Source organism: Pseudolactococcus hodotermopsidis, from assembly GCF_011170085.1.
GTDB lineage: Bacteria > Bacillota > Bacilli > Lactobacillales > Streptococcaceae > Pseudolactococcus > Pseudolactococcus hodotermopsidis.
Map to the genome: position 1 here is coordinate 1 of NZ_BLLI01000047.1, position 17,556 is coordinate 17,556.

General features: G+C 39.7%; 29 protein-coding genes. 27 read left to right on the forward strand and 2 right to left on the reverse strand.

Features of this window, described 5'->3' with window-relative positions; translation table 11 throughout:
• Positions 1-311 precede the first annotated feature (311 nt).
• Together Hs30E_RS11565 and mscL are read right to left on the reverse strand one after the other, a co-directional pair.
• On the reverse strand, positions 312-443 hold the full coding sequence (locus Hs30E_RS11565; RefSeq protein WP_172209335.1) for an SWIM zinc finger family protein: 132 nt from the start codon (positions 441-443) through the stop codon (positions 312-314).
• Positions 444-717: 274 nt separating this feature from the next.
• Entirely contained in the window at positions 718-1,092 is a 375-nt protein-coding gene (gene mscL, locus Hs30E_RS07630) for a large-conductance mechanosensitive channel protein MscL (protein ID WP_172209337.1), read from the reverse strand.
• A 323-nt stretch (positions 1,093-1,415) separates the two neighbouring features.
• Here mscL and rpsJ point away from each other — a divergent pair, with 323 nt between their 5' ends.
• The 27 genes from rpsJ (at position 1,416) to Hs30E_RS07765 (ending at position 17,398) form a co-directional block, all read left to right on the forward strand.
• Positions 1,416-1,724, forward strand: coding sequence for a 30S ribosomal protein S10 (gene rpsJ / locus Hs30E_RS07635; RefSeq protein ID WP_172209339.1), 309 nt, complete (start codon positions 1,416-1,418; stop codon positions 1,722-1,724).
• A 13-nt stretch (positions 1,725-1,737) separates the two neighbouring features.
• Complete coding sequence (gene rplC, locus Hs30E_RS07640; protein ID WP_172209341.1) at positions 1,738-2,361, forward strand: 50S ribosomal protein L3; 624 nt, start codon at positions 1,738-1,740, stop codon at positions 2,359-2,361.
• A gap of 25 nt (positions 2,362-2,386) precedes the next feature.
• The gene (gene rplD, locus Hs30E_RS07645; protein WP_172209343.1) at positions 2,387-3,013 is read left to right on the forward strand and encodes a 50S ribosomal protein L4; all 627 of its coding nucleotides are present in this window, start codon (positions 2,387-2,389) and stop codon (positions 3,011-3,013) included.
• A complete protein-coding gene (locus tag Hs30E_RS07650; RefSeq protein WP_172209345.1) occupies positions 3,013-3,300 on the forward strand; it encodes a 50S ribosomal protein L23 in 288 nt (95 codons plus the stop codon). The genes rplD and Hs30E_RS07650 overlap by 1 nt, the downstream gene beginning before the upstream one ends.
• Positions 3,301-3,314: 14 nt before the next feature.
• Positions 3,315-4,148 carry a 50S ribosomal protein L2 gene (gene rplB / locus Hs30E_RS07655; protein WP_172209347.1) on the forward strand — a complete coding sequence of 278 codons (834 nt, stop codon included), beginning with the start codon at positions 3,315-3,317 and terminating at the stop codon, positions 4,146-4,148.
• A gap of 102 nt (positions 4,149-4,250) precedes the next feature.
• A complete protein-coding gene (rpsS, locus tag Hs30E_RS07660; protein ID WP_003138095.1) occupies positions 4,251-4,529 on the forward strand; it encodes a 30S ribosomal protein S19 in 279 nt (92 codons plus the stop codon).
• A gap of 19 nt (positions 4,530-4,548) precedes the next feature.
• Positions 4,549-4,893, forward strand: coding sequence for a 50S ribosomal protein L22 (gene rplV / locus Hs30E_RS07665; RefSeq protein ID WP_172209349.1), 345 nt, complete (start codon positions 4,549-4,551; stop codon positions 4,891-4,893).
• Between the two features lie 12 nt (positions 4,894-4,905).
• Positions 4,906-5,559: a 30S ribosomal protein S3 gene (rpsC, locus tag Hs30E_RS07670; protein ID WP_172209351.1), complete on the forward strand. Its 654-nt coding sequence runs from the start codon at positions 4,906-4,908 to the stop codon at positions 5,557-5,559.
• On the forward strand, positions 5,559-5,987 hold the full coding sequence (rplP, locus tag Hs30E_RS07675; protein WP_172209353.1) for a 50S ribosomal protein L16: 429 nt from the start codon (positions 5,559-5,561) through the stop codon (positions 5,985-5,987). Before rpsC ends, rplP begins: the two co-directional genes overlap by 1 nt.
• Positions 5,977-6,183, forward strand: a complete 207-nt coding sequence (gene rpmC / locus Hs30E_RS07680; RefSeq protein WP_172209355.1) for a 50S ribosomal protein L29 — start codon at positions 5,977-5,979, stop codon at positions 6,181-6,183. Before rplP ends, rpmC begins: the two co-directional genes overlap by 11 nt.
• A 22-nt stretch (positions 6,184-6,205) precedes the next feature.
• Positions 6,206-6,466: a 30S ribosomal protein S17 gene (rpsQ, locus tag Hs30E_RS07685; protein WP_172209357.1), complete on the forward strand. Its 261-nt coding sequence runs from the start codon at positions 6,206-6,208 to the stop codon at positions 6,464-6,466.
• Between the two features lie 23 nt (positions 6,467-6,489).
• Positions 6,490-6,858, forward strand: a complete 369-nt coding sequence (rplN, locus tag Hs30E_RS07690) for a 50S ribosomal protein L14 (protein ID WP_172209359.1) — start codon at positions 6,490-6,492, stop codon at positions 6,856-6,858.
• Between the two features lie 73 nt (positions 6,859-6,931).
• Complete coding sequence (rplX, locus tag Hs30E_RS07695; protein WP_172209360.1) at positions 6,932-7,237, forward strand: 50S ribosomal protein L24; 306 nt, start codon at positions 6,932-6,934, stop codon at positions 7,235-7,237.
• A 22-nt stretch (positions 7,238-7,259) separates the two neighbouring features.
• On the forward strand, positions 7,260-7,802 hold the full coding sequence (gene rplE, locus Hs30E_RS07700; protein WP_172209361.1) for a 50S ribosomal protein L5: 543 nt from the start codon (positions 7,260-7,262) through the stop codon (positions 7,800-7,802).
• Positions 7,803-7,819: 17 nt separating this feature from the next.
• Positions 7,820-8,005 (forward strand): type Z 30S ribosomal protein S14, encoded by a 186-nt coding sequence (locus Hs30E_RS07705; RefSeq protein WP_172209362.1) that lies wholly within the window; start codon positions 7,820-7,822, stop codon positions 8,003-8,005.
• A 226-nt stretch (positions 8,006-8,231) separates the two neighbouring features.
• Positions 8,232-8,630 carry a 30S ribosomal protein S8 gene (rpsH, locus tag Hs30E_RS07710; RefSeq protein ID WP_172209363.1) on the forward strand — a complete coding sequence of 133 codons (399 nt, stop codon included), beginning with the start codon at positions 8,232-8,234 and terminating at the stop codon, positions 8,628-8,630.
• Positions 8,631-8,741: 111 nt separating this feature from the next.
• On the forward strand, positions 8,742-9,278 hold the full coding sequence (rplF, locus tag Hs30E_RS07715; protein ID WP_172209364.1) for a 50S ribosomal protein L6: 537 nt from the start codon (positions 8,742-8,744) through the stop codon (positions 9,276-9,278).
• A 337-nt stretch (positions 9,279-9,615) separates the two neighbouring features.
• Positions 9,616-9,963, forward strand: a complete 348-nt coding sequence (gene rplR / locus Hs30E_RS07720) for a 50S ribosomal protein L18 (RefSeq protein ID WP_172209365.1) — start codon at positions 9,616-9,618, stop codon at positions 9,961-9,963.
• A 20-nt stretch (positions 9,964-9,983) separates the two neighbouring features.
• Entirely contained in the window at positions 9,984-10,478 is a 495-nt protein-coding gene (gene rpsE / locus Hs30E_RS07725; RefSeq protein ID WP_172209366.1) for a 30S ribosomal protein S5, read from the forward strand.
• A gap of 15 nt (positions 10,479-10,493) precedes the next feature.
• A complete protein-coding gene (gene rpmD, locus Hs30E_RS07730) occupies positions 10,494-10,673 on the forward strand; it encodes a 50S ribosomal protein L30 (protein WP_172209367.1) in 180 nt (59 codons plus the stop codon).
• 355 nt (positions 10,674-11,028) lie between these two features.
• The gene (gene rplO / locus Hs30E_RS07735; RefSeq protein ID WP_172209369.1) at positions 11,029-11,478 is read left to right on the forward strand and encodes a 50S ribosomal protein L15; all 450 of its coding nucleotides are present in this window, start codon (positions 11,029-11,031) and stop codon (positions 11,476-11,478) included.
• Between the two features lie 68 nt (positions 11,479-11,546).
• A complete protein-coding gene (gene secY, locus Hs30E_RS07740) occupies positions 11,547-12,857 on the forward strand; it encodes a preprotein translocase subunit SecY (protein ID WP_172209371.1) in 1,311 nt (436 codons plus the stop codon).
• Positions 12,858-12,957: 100 nt separating this feature from the next.
• On the forward strand, positions 12,958-13,605 hold the full coding sequence (locus Hs30E_RS07745; RefSeq protein WP_172209373.1) for an adenylate kinase: 648 nt from the start codon (positions 12,958-12,960) through the stop codon (positions 13,603-13,605).
• Positions 13,606-13,841: 236 nt separating this feature from the next.
• On the forward strand, positions 13,842-14,897 hold the full coding sequence (locus Hs30E_RS07750) for a hypothetical protein (RefSeq protein WP_172209375.1): 1,056 nt from the start codon (positions 13,842-13,844) through the stop codon (positions 14,895-14,897).
• Between the two features lie 176 nt (positions 14,898-15,073).
• Entirely contained in the window at positions 15,074-15,529 is a 456-nt protein-coding gene (locus tag Hs30E_RS07755; RefSeq protein WP_172209377.1) for a DUF2975 domain-containing protein, read from the forward strand.
• The gene (locus Hs30E_RS07760) at positions 15,529-15,753 is read left to right on the forward strand and encodes a helix-turn-helix domain-containing protein (RefSeq protein ID WP_172209379.1); all 225 of its coding nucleotides are present in this window, start codon (positions 15,529-15,531) and stop codon (positions 15,751-15,753) included. Before Hs30E_RS07755 ends, Hs30E_RS07760 begins: the two co-directional genes overlap by 1 nt.
• A gap of 202 nt (positions 15,754-15,955) precedes the next feature.
• On the forward strand, positions 15,956-17,398 hold the full coding sequence (locus Hs30E_RS07765; RefSeq protein ID WP_172209381.1) for a DUF4153 domain-containing protein: 1,443 nt from the start codon (positions 15,956-15,958) through the stop codon (positions 17,396-17,398).
• Positions 17,399-17,556: the final 158 nt, after the last annotated feature.

Consider the following 17,556-nt stretch of genomic DNA (forward strand, 5'->3'; position numbering starts at 1 on the left):
TGCTAAAATCAAAACCTTTAAGTGTATGGCTCAGAAATATCGTAATCGAAGAAAGAGGCACTTACTTCGGGCGTCCTTAATTTGTGGTATTATCAATTTCGAAATTTAATTTCGGGAGAAGTCTAATGTTCTTAGAAAATAAAAGAGGAGATTGAAAATGGTAAAAGTATATGTCACAAACAATCAGTTTGAGGCAGACCAGTTGTATTTTCTGAGTATGATTATGATGAAATGACAGATAATTCAGATTTTTTTCGTGAAAATGACTACTCACTCACGCTTGATGAAAAAACTTGTTTTTTGCAAACTAGCTATTCGGGATGGTGGCAGAAGAAGTTGTTAATCAAGAAAGATTGGCAACTGCAGGAATTTTTGGTGGCAAGACAAACTATCAAGAGTTTTTGAGACAACATTTGTTGGTTTTGGAGTTCTTTCCTTATCATTCGGTAAAATGGTCGAAAAAATACGTAGAGAACGATTTGACAAGTCAAAAATATAACTTTGAGTTACTCGAATATTTAATGGCGCAAGGAAAGACCGTAAATGCGTACAAAAGAGCAGTGGCTGCGCGCTGTACCTAAACTTGTCGATTACGACTATCATATCTTGAAAATCCACAAAACGTAGCGATTTCAAAAGGAAATGTTGTCAAAGAAAAATAACGATGAAATAAAATAAAAAAACTTGCCACTCACATGACAAGTTTTTTCTATAAGCTTACTTACTATTCTTTAACAACAAATCACGAATCTCTTTAAGTGTCTCGATTTCCTCGTCAATTTCTTCCTCTTCTTCTGTTTTATTGGCAGAAAAGAGTTTGTTAATCGTTTTGATTAAAATGAAAATAACAAAGGCGGTAATCAAGAAATTCAGCACATCATTTAAAAACTCACCATAGGCAAAAGTGGCGTTGCCGAGTTTAAAACTGAGCTTAGCAAGCGCGCCGTCGGTTGCAAAAATGCCAATTAGCGGATTAATCAGATTGTCCACCAAAGATTTGACAATGGCGGTAAAAGCGCCCCCGATAATCACACCAACCGCTAAGTCTAGCACGTTTCCGCGCAAAATAAAGTCTTTAAATTCTTTCAACATCGAAAGTTTCCTCCATTTAATTAAAATAAAATAGTTTTTGTAGATAAGTCGAAAAGCTAAGCATTTAGATAATGCCAAGTGGCGCAGAGCGACTTGCCATAAAAACCATTTTACCACAAATAATCGAAAATCTTTAACAAAAACAAGCATAAAAGGCTTGCAATTTCCTTAAGATAGTGCTATTATAGAAAGGTACTGCGTAAAGCGTGGTATGTAGCAGAGAAGCGAGAGGTTGTGATACACCCGGGGGCGTTGCCACGCAACCGCGTATTAGTTTTCTCGTGGAGCTAGCCTATTCTAAGAAATAGACGAGAGGAGAAAAAATGGCAAACAAAAAAATCCGCATTCGTTTGAAAGCGTATGAACATGGTATTCTTGATCAAGCGGCTGAAAAAATCGTAGAAACTGCGAAACGTACTGACGCATCGGTAGCAGGGCCAATCCCACTTCCGACTGACCGTTCAGTTTACACAGTCATCCGTGCGACTCACAAATACAAAGATTCACGCGAACAATTTGAAATGCGTACCCACAAACGTTTGATCGACATCATTAACCCAACACAAAAAACTGTTGACGGTTTGATGAAACTCGATTTGCCAAGTGGTGTCAACATCGAAATTAAACTATAAGAAAGGAACTCTAATGACAAAAGGAATCTTAGGGAAAAAAGTGGGAATGACTCAAATTTTTACCGAAACTGGCGAACTTATCCCAGTGACTGTCATTGAAGCTGCAGCTAATGTTGTACTTCAAGTCAAAACAGTAGAAACTGACGGCTACCAAGCTGTTCAAGTTGGTTTTGATGACAAACGTGAAATTTTGAGTAACAAACCTGCCAAAGGTCATGTTGCAAAAGCAAACACTGCTCCTAAGCGCTTCATTCGTGAATTCAAGAACATTGAAGGCTTGGAAGTAGGCGCTGAACTGACAGTAGAACAATTTGAAGCTGGAGATGTTGTTGACGTTACTGGAACGTCAAAAGGTAAAGGTTTCCAAGGGGTTATCAAACGCCATGGACAATCACGCGGGCCAATGGCTCACGGGTCACGTTACCATCGTCGTCCAGGGTCAATGGGTCCTGTTGCACCTAACCGTGTATTCAAAAATAAACACCTTGCAGGTCGCATGGGTGGCAACCGCGTAACGATGCAAAATCTTGTTATCGTACAAGTTGACCCAGAAAAAAATGTGATTCTTGTTAAAGGTAATATCCCAGGTGCTAAGAAATCACTTATCACTATCAAATCAGCAATTAAAGCTAAATAATAAAAGAAAGGAGATAAAGTAACTCATGGCAAACGTAACATTATTTAAACAAGACGGCAGTCAAGCTGGCGAGATTACATTGAACGATGCAGTATTTGGTATTGAACCACATGAATCTGTTGTCTTTGATGTCATTCTTAGCCAACGTGCTAGCCTTCGTCAAGGAACACACGCAGTTAAAAACCGTTCAGCTGTTCGCGGTGGTGGTAGAAAACCATGGCGTCAAAAAGGAACTGGTCGTGCGCGTCAAGGCTCTATCCGCTCGCCACAATGGCGTGGCGGTGGCGTTGTCTTTGGCCCAACACCACGTTCATACGGCTACAAATTGCCACAAAAAGTTCGTCGACTTGCCCTTAAATCAGTTTATTCTGAAAAAGTGGCAGAAAACAAACTCGTGGCAGTTGATGCGCTCAACTTTGACGCACCAAAAACTGCAGAATTTGTAAAAGTTCTCGAAGCACTTAGCATTGAGCGTAAAGTTCTTGTTGTCTTTGAAAATGAAGGAAATAAATTCGCTGAATTGTCTGCACGTAACATTCCAAACGTCCAAGTCACAACTGCTAACTCAGCATCTGTCCTTGACATCGTGAACAACGATAAGATTTTGGTTACACAAGCAGCTCTATCTCAAATTGAGGAGGTTCTTGCATAATGTCTTTGTACGACGTAATCAAAAAACCAATCATCACTGAAAGCTCTATGCTTGCAATGGATGAAAAGAAATACACCTTTGAAGTTGACGGGCGCGCCCATAAACTTCTCATCAAACAAGCCGTTGAGGCTGCCTTTGAAGGTGTCAAAGTGGCATCTGTCAACACAATCAACGTTAAGCCAAAAGCAAAACGTGTTGGTCGTTACACAGGTTACACAAACCGTGTGAAGAAAGCTATCGTTACCCTGACGGCTGATTCTAAAAACATTGAAATTTTCGGGGAATAAGAAAGGAGTAATCAGTGGGTATTAAAGTATACAAACCGACGACAAATGGTCGTCGTAACATGACAAGCCTTGATTTTGCTGAAATTACGACTAACAAACCTGAGAAATCATTGTTGGTAGCACTTAAAAGCAAAGCGGGTCGTAACAACAACGGTCGCATTACAGTACGTCATCAAGGTGGCGGACACAAACGTCATTATCGTGTGATTGATTTCAAACGTAATCTTGATGATGTGGTTGGTAAAGTTTCGACTATCGAGTACGATCCAAATCGCTCAGCAAATATTGCTTTGATTGTTTACACAAATGGTGTGAAGAAATATATCCTTGCGCCTAAAGGTCTTGTTGTTGGGCAACAAATCGTTTCTGGTCCAACAGCCGACATCAAAACTGGTAACGCTTTGCCACTTGCAAATGTACCAGTGGGTACGCTTATCCACAACATTGAGTTGAAACCTGGTAAAGGTGGACAACTTGTACGTTCGGCTGGCGCCTCTGCGCAAGTTCTTGGTCAAGAAGGTAAATACACACTTGTTCGTTTGCAATCTGGCGAAGTACGTATGATTCTTTCAACTTGTCGTGCAACTGTTGGTGTTGTCGGAAATGGTGAACACAGCCTTGTCAATATTGGTAAAGCTGGACGTAACCGTTGGAAAGGCATTCGCCCAACAGTTCGTGGTTCAGTTATGAACCCGAACGATCACCCACATGGTGGTGGTGAAGGTAAACAACCAGTTGGTCGTAAGTCACCAAGTACACCTTGGGGTAAACCAGCACTTGGTCTTAAAACACGTAACAAAAAAGCGAAGTCTAACAAGCTGATTGTTCGTCGTAAGAACCAAAAATAATCTATCCGCCAGCTCCGGCCTAGCACCGGCAGTGGTTCTAATATAAGTTGGCAGAACACTTAGTTCAGGCTCAACTCTAAATTAAAGGAGAACTCACAACACATGGGACGCAGTCTTAAAAAAGGCCCTTTCGTCGATGATCATTTGATGAAAAAGGTTGTTGCACAAGAAGGCAACGAAAAGAAAACAGTTATCAAAACTTGGTCACGTCGCTCTACGATCTTCCCTAACTTCATCGGTTACACGATTGCAGTTTATGATGGTCGCAAACACGTACCAGTTTATATTCAAGAAGACATGGTCGGTCACAAATTGGGCGAATTTGCACCAACACGTACTTACCGTGGTCACGCAGCAGACGATAAAAAAACACGTCGTTAATTTATAGAGGAGGAATAAAATGGCAGAAATTACTTCAGCTAAAGCAACTGCTCGTACAGTCCGCGTTTCACCTCGTAAATCACGTCTTGTAATCGACTTGATTCGTGGAAAAAACGTTGCAGATGCAATCGCAACACTTAAATTTACACCAACTAAAGCAGCTAATGAGATTGAGAATGTTTTGAATTCTGCAATCGCAAATGCTGAAAATAATTTTGGTTTGGAAAAAGCTAACCTTTACGTTTCTGAGGCCTATATCAATGAAGGTCCTACGATGAAACGTTTCCGCCCGCGTGCGAAAGGTTCAGCGTCACCAATTAACAAACGCACTAGCCACATCACTGTGGTTGTGACAGAAAAATAAGGAGGTAAAATCGTGGGTCAAAAAGTACATCCTATTGGTATGCGTGTCGGCATTATTCGTGACTGGGACGCAAAATGGTATGCTGAAAAAGAATACGCAAGTTACCTCCATGAGGATCTTGCAATCCGTAAACTTGTTCAAACTCGTCTTGCTGATGCGTCAGTTTCTACTATTGAAACTGAACGTGCGGTCAACAAAGTTATCGTAACTTTGCATACTGCTAAACCTGGTATGGTTATCGGTAAATCAGGCGCAAGTGTTGACAGTCTCCGTGCTGAATTGAACGCTTTGACTGGTAAACAAGTTCATATCAATATCGTTGAAATCAAGAAACCTGACCTTGATGCTCACCTTGTCGGTGAAGGCATTGCGCGTCAACTTGAACAACGTGTGGCTTTCCGTCGCGCTCAAAAGCAAGCGATTCAACGGACAATGCGTGCTGGTGCCAAAGGTATCAAAACGCAAGTATCTGGTCGTTTGAATGGTGCAGACATCGCCCGTGCTGAAGGTTATTCAGAAGGAACAGTGCCATTGCACACACTCCGTGCTGATATTGACTACGCATGGGAAGAGGCAGATACAACTTATGGTAAACTTGGCGTTAAAGTTTGGATTTACCGTGGCGAAGTCTTGCCAACTAAAAAAACAGTGAAAGGAGACAAATAATGTTAGTACCTAAACGTGTGAAACACCGCCGCGAATTTCGTGGTAAAATGCGTGGGGAAGCTAAAGGCGGTACAGAAGTCGCATTTGGCGAATTTGGTCTCCAAGCAACAACATCTCACTGGATCACAAACCGTCAAATCGAGGCAGCTCGTATTGCCATGACACGTTATATGAAACGTGGTGGTAAGGTTTGGATTAAAATCTTCCCTCATAAATCTTACACTGCTAAGGCTATCGGGGTTCGGATGGGTTCTGGTAAAGGGGCACCTGAAGGTTGGGTTTCTCCTGTTAAACGTGGCACAGTGATGTTTGAAATCGCTGGCGTTTCTGAAGAAATCGCTCGTGAAGCATTGCGTCTTGCCTCTCACAAACTTCCTGTTAAAACTAAGTTTGTTAAACGTGCGGAAGGAGTATCAAATGAAGCTTAATGAAGTAAAATCACTTTTGACAGAACTTCGTGGTCTTTCAGCTGAAGAATTGGTAACACGCGAACAAGAATTGAAAAAAGAATTGTTCGACTTGCGTTTCCAAGCAGCTGCTGGTCAGCTTGAAAATACTGTCCGCCTCGACGAAGTTAAGAAAACAATTGCTCGCGTGAAAACTGTTCAACGCGAAGCGAAATAATAGATAGGGAGAAACCTTAAAAATGGAACGTAATCAACGTAAAGTTTATCAAGGCCGCGTGGTTTCTGACAAAATGGACAAAACCATTACTGTTGTCATCGAAACAAAACGTAACCACCCTGTCTATGGTAAACGTATTAACTACTCTAAAAAATTCAAAGCTCATGACGAAAATAATTCAGCTAAGACTGGCGACATTGTTCGTATCATGGAAACACGTCCTTTGTCAAAAGACAAACGTTTCCGTCTTGTTGAAATCGTTGAAGAAGCTGTTGTTATTTAACATTCTTAAAGGAGGAATTTGCTGTGATTCAATCAGAAACACGTCTGAAAGTTGCTGATAACAGCGGTGCCAAAGAAATTTTGACAATCAAAGTCCTTGGTGGCTCTGGTCGTAAAGTTGCTGGTATCGGTGATGTTATCGTTGCATCTGTAAAAGCTGCAGCTCCTGGCGGAGTTGTTAAAAAAGGTGAAGTTGTCAAAGCAGTTATCGTGCGTACTAAATCAGGTGCGCGCCGTACTGATGGTTCATACATCAAATTTGATGAAAATGCTGCCGTACTTATCCGTGATGACAAAACACCACGTGGTACACGTATCTTTGGTCCAGTTGCGCGCGAATTACGTGAAGGTAACTTCATGAAAATCGTGTCATTGGCACCAGAAGTACTTTAATCTTTAAATACAAACACAGTCCCCTGTGAAAACAGGGTGTCGCAATAGTGACGTAAGAAAATAGGAGAAAAACATGTTTGTCAAAACAGGTGATACTGTCAAAGTCATCGCGGGTAAAAGCCGTGGTTTGACTGGTAAAGTTATCAAGGCTTTGCCAAAAGCTAACAAAGTTGTTGTTGAGGGTGCTAATATTATGAAAAAACACCAAAAACCTAACAACGAAAATCCAAACGGTGCGATTCTTGAAATCGAAGCGCCTATCCATGTGTCAAACGTTCAAGTACTTGATAAAAATGGTGTGGCTGGTCGTGTTGGTTACAAAGTTGAGGGCGACAAAAAAGTGCGCTACAACAAAAAATCTGGCGAAATCCTAGATTAATAGACACGGAAAGGAGAATAAAATGACTAATCGTTTGAAAGAAAAATACATCAACGAAGTAATCCCTGCCTTGAGCGAAAAATTCAACTACACATCTGTTATGGCTGTGCCAAAAGTTGATAAAATCGTCCTCAACATGGGTGTTGGTGATGCAGTAAACAACTCGAAAAACCTTGATAAAGCAGTTGCTGAATTGGCTTTAATCTCTGGTCAAAAACCATTGATTACAAAAGCTAAGAAATCAATCGCTGGTTTCCGTTTGCGTGAAGGCGTTGCGATCGGTGCGAAAGTAACGCTCCGTGGCGAACGTATGTACGAATTTCTTGATAAATTGGTAACTGTCTCTCTTCCACGTGTCCGTGACTTCCATGGTGTCTCAAACAAAGCGTTTGATGGCCGCGGGAACTACACGCTAGGTGTGAAAGAACAGCTTATCTTCCCAGAAATTACGTATGATAATGTCGATAAAGTTCGTGGTTTGGACGTTGTGATTGTCACAACTGCAAATACTGACGAAGAATCACGTGAATTGCTTGCTAAACTTGGCATGCCTTTCGCTAAATAACATAGGAGGTAAATATCTTGGCTAAAAAATCAATGATTGCAAAAAACAAACGCCCAGCGAAGTTTTCAACTCAAGCATATACACGTTGTGAAAAATGTGGTCGCCCACATTCAGTTTATAAAAAATTCCAACTTTGCCGTATTTGCTTCCGTGAATTGGCATATAAGGGGCAAATTCCAGGCGTGCGTAAAGCATCTTGGTAAGCTTTTAGTGCCTTTGGCTGTTTCGTTGGTGTTTTCAGCATAACAACCTCAAGGTTGTGAGCTGAAACACCACTTCGCATAAGGCGCTAAAAAGTTGCTCTTTGGATGATGGGCTTAAGGCTATGTCCTTAAGTTTCTGAAATTTATAAGTCTGCTGGCATTTGCTAGTAGAGTCGTTAATGGGCAAGTGACTTGATCAAACTGCTCATAATAGGAGAAAATTAAAATGGTAATGACAGATCCAATCGCAGATTTCCTCACACGTATTCGTAACGCTAACATGCGTAAGTTTGACGTGGTTGAAGCACCTGCCTCAAAAATCAAACTTGAAATCGCAAAGATTCTCAAAGCTGAAGGCTATGTCAAAGACTTTGAAGAAATCAAAGACGACAAGCAAGGCATTATCCGTGTTTTCCTTAAATACGGTAAAGATGGCGAAAAAGTTATCACTAACTTGAAACGTATCTCTAAACCTGGTTTGCGTGTTTATGTGAAATCTGATGGTGTGCCAAAAGTGCTTAATGGACTTGGTACAGCTATCGTTTCAACGTCTGAAGGTGTTGTGACTGATAAAACAGCTCGCGCTAAAAACATCGGTGGCGAAGTCCTCGCTTACGTTTGGTAAGAGTTGTCTTTCAATTCTCTATCTGCATCTGGAAATTCGGTAGTTTAACTACTGAAAACCCGTGAAAACAGTTCGCTATTAAGCGGATTGACAATTTAACAGGAGACAAAAATGTCACGTATTGGTAATAAAGTAATTACTATCCCTGCTGGCGTTGAGATTAAACTTGACGGCAATACAGCGACAGTAAAAGGACCTAAGGGTGAGCTTAAACGCACATTCTCTAGCGATATTGAAATCAAAATTGACGGTTCAGAAATCACTTTGCATCGTCCAAACGATTCTAAAGAAATGAAAACAATTCATGGCACAACTCGTGCGAACCTTAACAACATGGTTGTTGGCGTTTCTGAAGGGTTCAAAAAAGAACTTGAAATGCGCGGTGTTGGTTACCGTGCCCAACTTGCTGGCAATAAATTGACACTTGCAGTTGGTAAATCTCACCCAGATGAAGTTGTTGCACCTGACGGCATCACTTTTGAAGTACCAACAAACACTTTGATTAATGTTTCTGGTTCTAACAAAGAAGTTGTCGGCGAAGTTGCAGCCTACATCCGTGGTTTGCGCCCACCAGAGCCTTATAAAGGCAAAGGGATTCGTTACGTTGGCGAATTTGTCCGTCGTAAAGAGGGTAAAACTGGTAAATAAAATTTATCAACTATACTCGTTTAACTATAAAATGATGATAGAAGTGTCGGTTTTTTTATGGTTAAATGAGTACAGGGTATCTCTAAAAACTGCTCCTGCGGTTACTCGTCGCAGGCAAACATGTGCTCCTGCGGTTACTCGTCGCCAAAAGATTTGCTTTTGTTCATCTTTAGATAAAATTTTCATACACCGAGTAACCGCAGGTGCAAAAATGGTTAAATCTGAGTTTTTAGAGAGGCTCTATAACAATCAACATAACATCTTGGAGAGCGTTTGGCTACGCAAAGTGGCTTGACAGCTACTAAGGTGGACTAGAAAAAATTAAGAGGTAAAAATTGTGATTTCTAAACCAGATAAAAATAAGACGCGTCAAAAACGCCATCGTCGTGTACGCGGTAAAATCTCTGGTACTGCAGAGCGCCCACGTTTGAATGTTTTTCGTTCTAACACAAACATCTACGCACAAGTAATTGATGACGTAGCAGGTGTAACGCTCGCAAGTGCCTCATCGTTGAAAGAAAACGGTACTAAAACTGAACAAGCTAAAGCAGTTGGTGCTGCAGTTGCTAAGGCAGCGGTTGCTGCTGGTGTGACTGACGTCATCTTCGACCGTGGTGGATACCTTTACCATGGACGTGTGCAAGCTCTTGCTGATGCTGCACGTGAAAATGGACTTAAATTCTAAGGAAAGGGGTAGACACTAAAATGGCTAGAAACGAAGAAGTAAAAGAATTTGAAGAACGCGTTGTTGGAATCAACCGTGTTACAAAAGTTGTTAAAGGTGGACGTCGTCTGCGTTTTGCAGCGCTTGTTGTAGTTGGTGACCGTAATGGTCGCGTTGGATTTGGGACTGGTAAGGCACAAGAAGTACCAGAAGCTATCCGTAAAGCTATTGAAGCAGCTAAGAAGAACTTGATTACAGTGCCAATGGTTGGTACAACTGTTCCTCATGAAGTTCTTGGCGAATTTGGCGGCGGTAAGATTTTGATCAAGCCTGCTGTTGAGGGGGCTGGCGTTGCTGCTGGTGGTGCTGTACGTGCCGTCCTCGAACTTGCTGGTGTGGCTGATGTCACATCTAAATCACTTGGTTCAAATACACCAATTAACGTTGTTCGTGCAACTGTTGACGGTTTGAAACAACTTAAACGTGCTGAAGAAGTTGCCGCATTGCGTGGCAAATCAGTAGCAGATTTTGCATAAGAAGGAGAGAAAATCATGGCTCAAATTAAAATTACTTTGACTAAGTCTCCAATTGGCCGCCTTCCAGCGCAACGCAAAACTGTTACCGCTCTTGGTCTTGGAAAATTGTCAAGCTCAGTCATCAAAGAAGAATCACCAGCTATCAATGGCATGGTTAATAAAATCGCCCACTTGGTAACTGTTGAAAAAGTTTAACTCGCTATTGCGCTACATTATACTCATTTAAGCACAGGAACGAAACAGATGTGGCTAGAGCAACCAACTTTTCGTCAACCATTGAACCGTATATCTATACGCTTGCGACTGGTTTCCTATGGCTTTGGAGTTATCGCGGTTCGCGATTTACGAAAAAAAGCTAGGGGAAACGTGGCTTGGCGGTTTTACCGCTTAGCCGTTGACACATTTGTCTGAAATTATCTCTCATCTTGTGTTTCGTTTTCATACTTGAACGAGTATAACAAAAAATAAAAGCGAGCCTGACACTTCCGCGTTTTCCCGCGAAAGTGTCTTGGCGTTTAGTAAGGGCTTAGCCCAAATAGGAGAATCTATAATGAAATTGAATGAACTCAAAGCTGCTGAAGGTAGCCGTAAAGTCCGTAATCGTGTTGGTCGTGGCACATCGTCTGGTAATGGTAAAACATCTGGTCGTGGTCAAAAAGGTCAAAAATCTCGTTCAGGTGGCGGTGTTCGCCTTGGTTTCGAGGGTGGTCAAACGCCTTTGTTCCGTCGTATGCCTAAACGTGGTTTTTCTAACATCAACCGCAAAGATTACGCAATCGTGAATCTTGATACTTTGAACCGTCTTGAAGATGGCGCAACTGTTTCTGCTGAAACTTTGCTTGCGGCTAAAATCATCAAAGACGTGAAATCAGGTGTTAAAGTTCTAGGTAACGGTGAGCTCACGGCTAAAAATCTGACAGTTGACGTAGCAAAAGTTTCTGCATCTGCAAAAGCTGCTATCGAAGCTAACGGTGGTTCAGTCGTAACTCCTGAAGCATAAAAGTTTTTCATTGGTCTGTCGGAAACTCCTTCAGACTTTTGGTGCTTTTATAGAAAGAAAGGAGTTCTATGTTTTTTAAACTCTTGATACAAGCGTTCAAGGTTAAAGATGTCAGAAATAAAATCCTCTTTACAATGGGTATTCTCTTTGTTTTTCGTCTTGGTGCACATATTACAGTACCTGGGATTAACGTTAAAAACTTGACGGCTTTGAGCAGTCTACCATTTTTGTCCATGATGAATATGGTTTCAGGGAATGCCATGCAAAATTATTCTGTCTTTGCCATGGGGGTATCGCCGTACATTACGGCATCAATTGTCGTTCAGCTTTTGCAGATGGACATTTTGCCGAAATTTGTCGAATGGGGCAAACAAGGTGAAATTGGTCGACGGAAGCTCAACCAAGCGACACGTTATATTTCATTGGCTTTGGCGATGTTGCAATCTGTCGGAATTACAGCTGGTTTCCAAGCTATGAGTAGAAGAAATATTGTTAATGATCCAACTTGGCAGACTTATCTGTTCATTGGTGTGGTTTTGACAACAGGCTCAATGGTTGTTGTGTGGCTGGGCGAACAAGTCACAGCTAAGGGTTGGGGCTCTGGTACTTCCGTGATTATCTTTGCGGGAATTATCTCAGCTATGCCAAGACAGTTTGTGGAGATTTATAAAGATAAATTTGTCAATGTTAAATCATCTCAAATTCCTTGGTCAATCTTGTTTGTTGTGCTACTTTTGCTTGCGATGGCGACTATTATCTTCATCACGACTTATATTCAACAAGCGCAACGCAAGATTCCGATTCAGTATACTAAACTTGTTCAAGGTGCGCCAACGAGTTCGTATTTACCGCTCAATGTCAATCCTGCGGGGGTAATTCCAGTTATCTTTGCTAGTTCGATTGCGTCGGCACCGCAAACAATTTTAGCTTTATTTCAAAATTCCAATAAAAAAGTCGGATGGGTCGAGACAGTTAGTAATGCGCTTGATTTTACCACACCGACAGGTATGGTTTTCTATGCGCTTCTGATTGCCTTATTTACATTTTTCTATGCGTTTGTTCAGGTCAATCCTGAAAAAATGGCGGAAAATTTACAAAAACAAGGTTCTTATATCCCGTCTGTCCGTCCTGGTAAGGGGACAGAAAAATATATTTCACGTTTGTTGATTCGCTTGTCAACAGTTGGGGCGCTTTTCCTCAGTATGATTTCAATTGTGCCAATTTTGGCGACTAACTTGTTTGGTTTGCCGAAAATGATTGCGCTTGGTGGTACAAGTATGTTAATCATCATTACAACTGCCATTCAAGGTGCGAAACAATTAGAGGGCTATATGCTCAAACGTCAATATAAAGGATTTATGGATAATCCTGTTAAGTAAGTTGAAAGTCTGATCGAAAGGTCAGATTTTTTTGTCTTGTCAAAAGAGCTTGAAAAGGCTAAAATAGAAGTGTAGATAAAATTCAAAAATTGGAGAAAAAATGAACTTACTAATCATGGGCTTGCCTGGTGCGGGCAAAGGTACGCAAGCTGAAACTATCGTTGCAACTTATGGCGTGAAGCATATTTCAACGGGCGATATGTTCCGCGAAGCGATGAAAAATGAAACGGAGATGGGAAAACTTGCCAAATCATTCATGGATAAAGGCGAGTTAGTGCCTGATGATGTAACGAATGGTATTGTTAAAGAACGTCTTGCGCAAGCTGATATTCAAGCAACGGGGTTCTTGCTTGACGGTTTTCCGCGCACGATTGAGCAAGCATATGCGCTGGATACGATGTTGGTTGCGCTTGGTATTAAACTTGATGCGGTAGTCAATATTGCGGTCAATCCTGATATTTTGCTTGAGCGTTTGTCGGGGCGTTTCATCTGTCGCACGTGTGGTGCAACTTATCACAAGATTTTCAACCCGACTAAGGTTGAGGGGACTTGTGACAAATGTGGCGGACATGATTTTTATCAACGTGAAGATGACAAGCCTGAGGCGGTAAAAAATCGTTTGGACATCAATATCAAGCAAGGTGCGCCGATTTTGGCACATTATAGTAAACTTGGTTTGGTTAAGGAAGTTGATGGGCAACAGGAGATTGAGAAAGTTTCTGAGGCTATTAAGGCAATTCTTGGTTAAGATTAGTATGTGAAAACAAGTAGGTAACTGCTTGTTTTTTTTGATATATTTTATTCAAATAAGTGTTTACAAACTTTGTGGAATTTGATATACTTGTAATGTAATGTAATAAACGTGTTACGCAATTCAAATGATATTTAAAAGCGACCGTTTGTGGCATATTTTTAGCCGTTAAACAATGTCATCATTGTGTAATAAGTTAATTATTTATTTTAATTATAAGAAAGGGAAAATTTATGAAAAATTTTCAAAAATTATTGTGTGGCGCTTTTTTAGTGGCTACTTTGGGAGCAGTAGGAGCAAATTCAGCAGTTGCTGAAACGGATAAAACATTGGCGAGTTCGACAGTTGTCATTTCGTCTGAAACTCAATCAGCAGTTAAAGAAGAGGGTGCTGAAAAAGCAGCAGATACAACATCAGAAACGCCTGAATCTGAAAAAATTGCACCTGCTGAATTGACGTCTAAACAGAATGAGGAGGTTCGAGTTGTACAGGATGGACAGACTTATATTGGTATTTACGAAAACACTGGTTCTGGTGAAATATACACCTATTATCTTGAACCGAAGAATATTGGTGTAGTAGACCCTAATAGTAAGACTTACTCGTACAGAGATACGCCGGATGGTTTAAGGTTGATGGCTAATGATGGTTTATTTGCAGATGATTTTAGAGTGAGCAATCAATATGAAAAAGTCGAACATAATGGTAAGTTGTATCTTAAAGTAGCATTCCGTGGTTTTCGGAAAGTTGATAATTTGAATGTTTGGAAAGAGTTTTATATCTTAGCAGATGATTTTGTAGACTATCTTGAACAAAAAGACGGTGTTAAAAAATATTATTTTGTTTATAATACGGAAGGAACTCAAATTGTTGAAGAGGCTATTGAGCGTACTGGTAAGGAGATAACTTCAGTTGAACAAGATGGTAAAACTTATCTTGTTCTTGGTTACGAGATACTTGAGGGGACAAGATACTCTATTTATCTTTTGAAAGAAGATGCGCAGCAATTTGTCGCAAATCGTGACGAAGTTCAGTTGTATTATCAACTAAACTATGGAGATGAAATTTTACCGCTTGATGGAAAAACATTACCAGTATCAGAAGAGAAGAAAGTTTCTGAGCCCCAAAAAAACTCTGAGACAAAATCTTCTGATTCAGCAAAACTACCAGCCAAAAATGAATCGAAATTGCCAAATACAGCGACTGAAATCTTTTTAACCGCTAATTTAATAGGTGCTGTGATAGTGGGTGCTGTGTTCATTATCAAGAAAAAAGCTAAGAAAATCTGATTGCTTTTACAAAAATGGTTGTTTAGATGTTTTTGTTGATAAAATATGTATTAAAACGATTCTAATTGGAATCGTTTTTTTGATAGTTTTTATCGAATAACGATAAAAAAACATTGACAAACAGTTAAAAATTATTTATTATAGAGATATAAAGAAATTGGAGGAAAAATAAGATTATGAAATTTGAATGGTCACAAAAACAGTCGTTGCGACTGACGCTTGCGGTCACTGGTTTGTTTTTTATCGGTATTATTGTAACGATGCTCAAGATGAAGTACTTTGTTGATTTGCTTTTACCGCTCAATGGCATCAGTCAATACAATATCAGTTATTTTTATGTGACTTTATATGTCGCACTGACGGTTATGCTTGGGATTTTGATATTGTTAGCTTGCTTGGTGCGAAATATTCAAAAAGATATTGTTTTTGATCCGATGAATATTCGTTATCTACGGTTGATTAGTTGGTCTTGTATCCTTGTTGCGCTTATTTTATTACTTTCAGCTTTTTATCATTTTCAATGGATTATTCTTGCTGTTGCAGCGACTTTCATGGCTTTGATTGTTAGAGTGGTTAAAAATGTGTTCTGCCAAGCACTTTTAATCAAGGAAGAAAATGAGTTTACTATCTGATGACAATTATTGTGAATATTGACGTAATGATGGCGAAACGTAAGATGAGTGCTGGCGAATTGGCAGAAAGAATTAATTTAACGCCTGCAAATCTATCTGTTTTGAAAAATAATAAAGCCAAGGCTGTCCGATTTTCGACGCTTGAGGCGCTATGTCGTGAACTGAATTGTCAACCTGGTGATATTTTGGAATATCAGCCAGATGTTTTGAAGAAAGAAAGGTAATGTGATGGTTTTTTTTGAACTAATCTTGCTTGTGCTTTTAGGTTTTAGCTATTTATCTAGCGAGAAAAACAAGCCTCAAATCGTGGCAAATTTGGCTGTTGATTCTTATTTTATTTGTCATTCTTATTAGTGTTGTCAATTGGCTAAGCCATAGCTAGTATAACGAGAACTTTAAAATGAAACTAGAGGATATGATATTTCTATGAAAAATAATAAATCAAGTAAAATTAAGACTAGGTTGTTTACCCTTGCAAATATTCTGATTGCTTATTTAGCGATTCGTTTGTTCATGGCGACTAGCGGTGGGATATTACTGACGATTTTGACGGTTGTTTTCTGTGCCAGTGTGCTTCTTTATCTGAAATCAAAGGCGATAGAATTATCGAGAACGCACGTTGTTTATCTTATTTATGTGCTACTTCTTGCCATTTCAATTGCTTTGCAGGATAATAAAATGCTTCAATCGGTCAATATTTGGATGCTTGCGCTTAGTTTGAATTATTGGCTTTTGGTTGTCGTTGGTGCGCGAAAAAATAAGCAACTGGATAGTCATATTTTTTATGATTTTCTGGATGGTTTGTTTATCAGACCTGTGAAGTTTAGCAAAAAGAAAGAGATTGCAGGGAAAAAATCGTCATTTTTAACGATAAAAACAAACAATATCTTGAAAATTTTTTTAGGTTTGGTAATTGCCTTTCCTTTGCTAATTTTTGTTTTGATTTTGCTGATTAGTGCAGATGCCATTTTTGAACAGATGATAAGTGTTATTTTTAGTTTTAAGTTTGGTAATATTTGGCAAGACTTGGTCATTTTGCTGGTTGCGATGCCACTTGGTACTTATTTGGCGCTTTTGGTCAATAAAAATATCAAAGCAAAGAGAATTGAACATCGTCAAATCAAACCGATTGCTGATTCTATGCTTGTTTTTTTGACGATTCTGAGCATATTTATTTTACTCTATGCCCTCTTTATCGTGGCGTCTATCTTTAGTTGTCTTAGCTTGTTGACACCTAACGGTAATACTGAGGTTGTCGTAGCGGTTGCGAGAAATGGTTTCTTCCAACTGTTAGTCGTGACGTTGATAAATGTGATGATATTTTGGTTTGTTAAATTATTCGGCGAAAATACCAAGCAAATTCGTTTGGCACTGACTTTGATTGGTATTGAGACACTGGGCATTATCGTCTCAGCACTCATTAAGATGTTGTTTTATATTTTAAATTACGGTTTGACTATTTTGCGTTTTAATACATCTGTTTTTATGCTAATTTTGTTTGTCTGTGTGATGATTTTTACCTTTTCTTTGTGGCGAACGTTCAACTATACACGATTGACAGTGGGGGTTGTTGCCTTTTGCCTGCTTGGTTTGAGTTTTAACAATTCAGGTAATATGATTGCCAATTATAATTATCAACGGTATTGTACAGGGAAAATTGACGATTTTGATGTGTCTATTTTGAACAAAGTTGGCGTTGAGGCTGTTTCGACAGCGCTTGAAATTTATCAAAAAACGGATGATGATAACCTGAAGAATAAAATAAAGATGTACTTATCACAATCTCAGCACGCCATTTCCAAGCAAAAAAGCATGATAACCCTACAACGTATGACAGCTGCTAAGAAAATTGATGACGTGCTAGACTAAAAAAGAAAAGTGAACGCTTTTGCTAGAAATACTGTCAAGCGAAATTGAAAATGTCCCAAAAAAAGTCTAAACATGAGTTACGTTTTGCTAAAGCAAAATTTGCTTTTAGATTCCATTTTTGATATGATTGAGTTATGATTTAGGCTGAATTTTCAGCT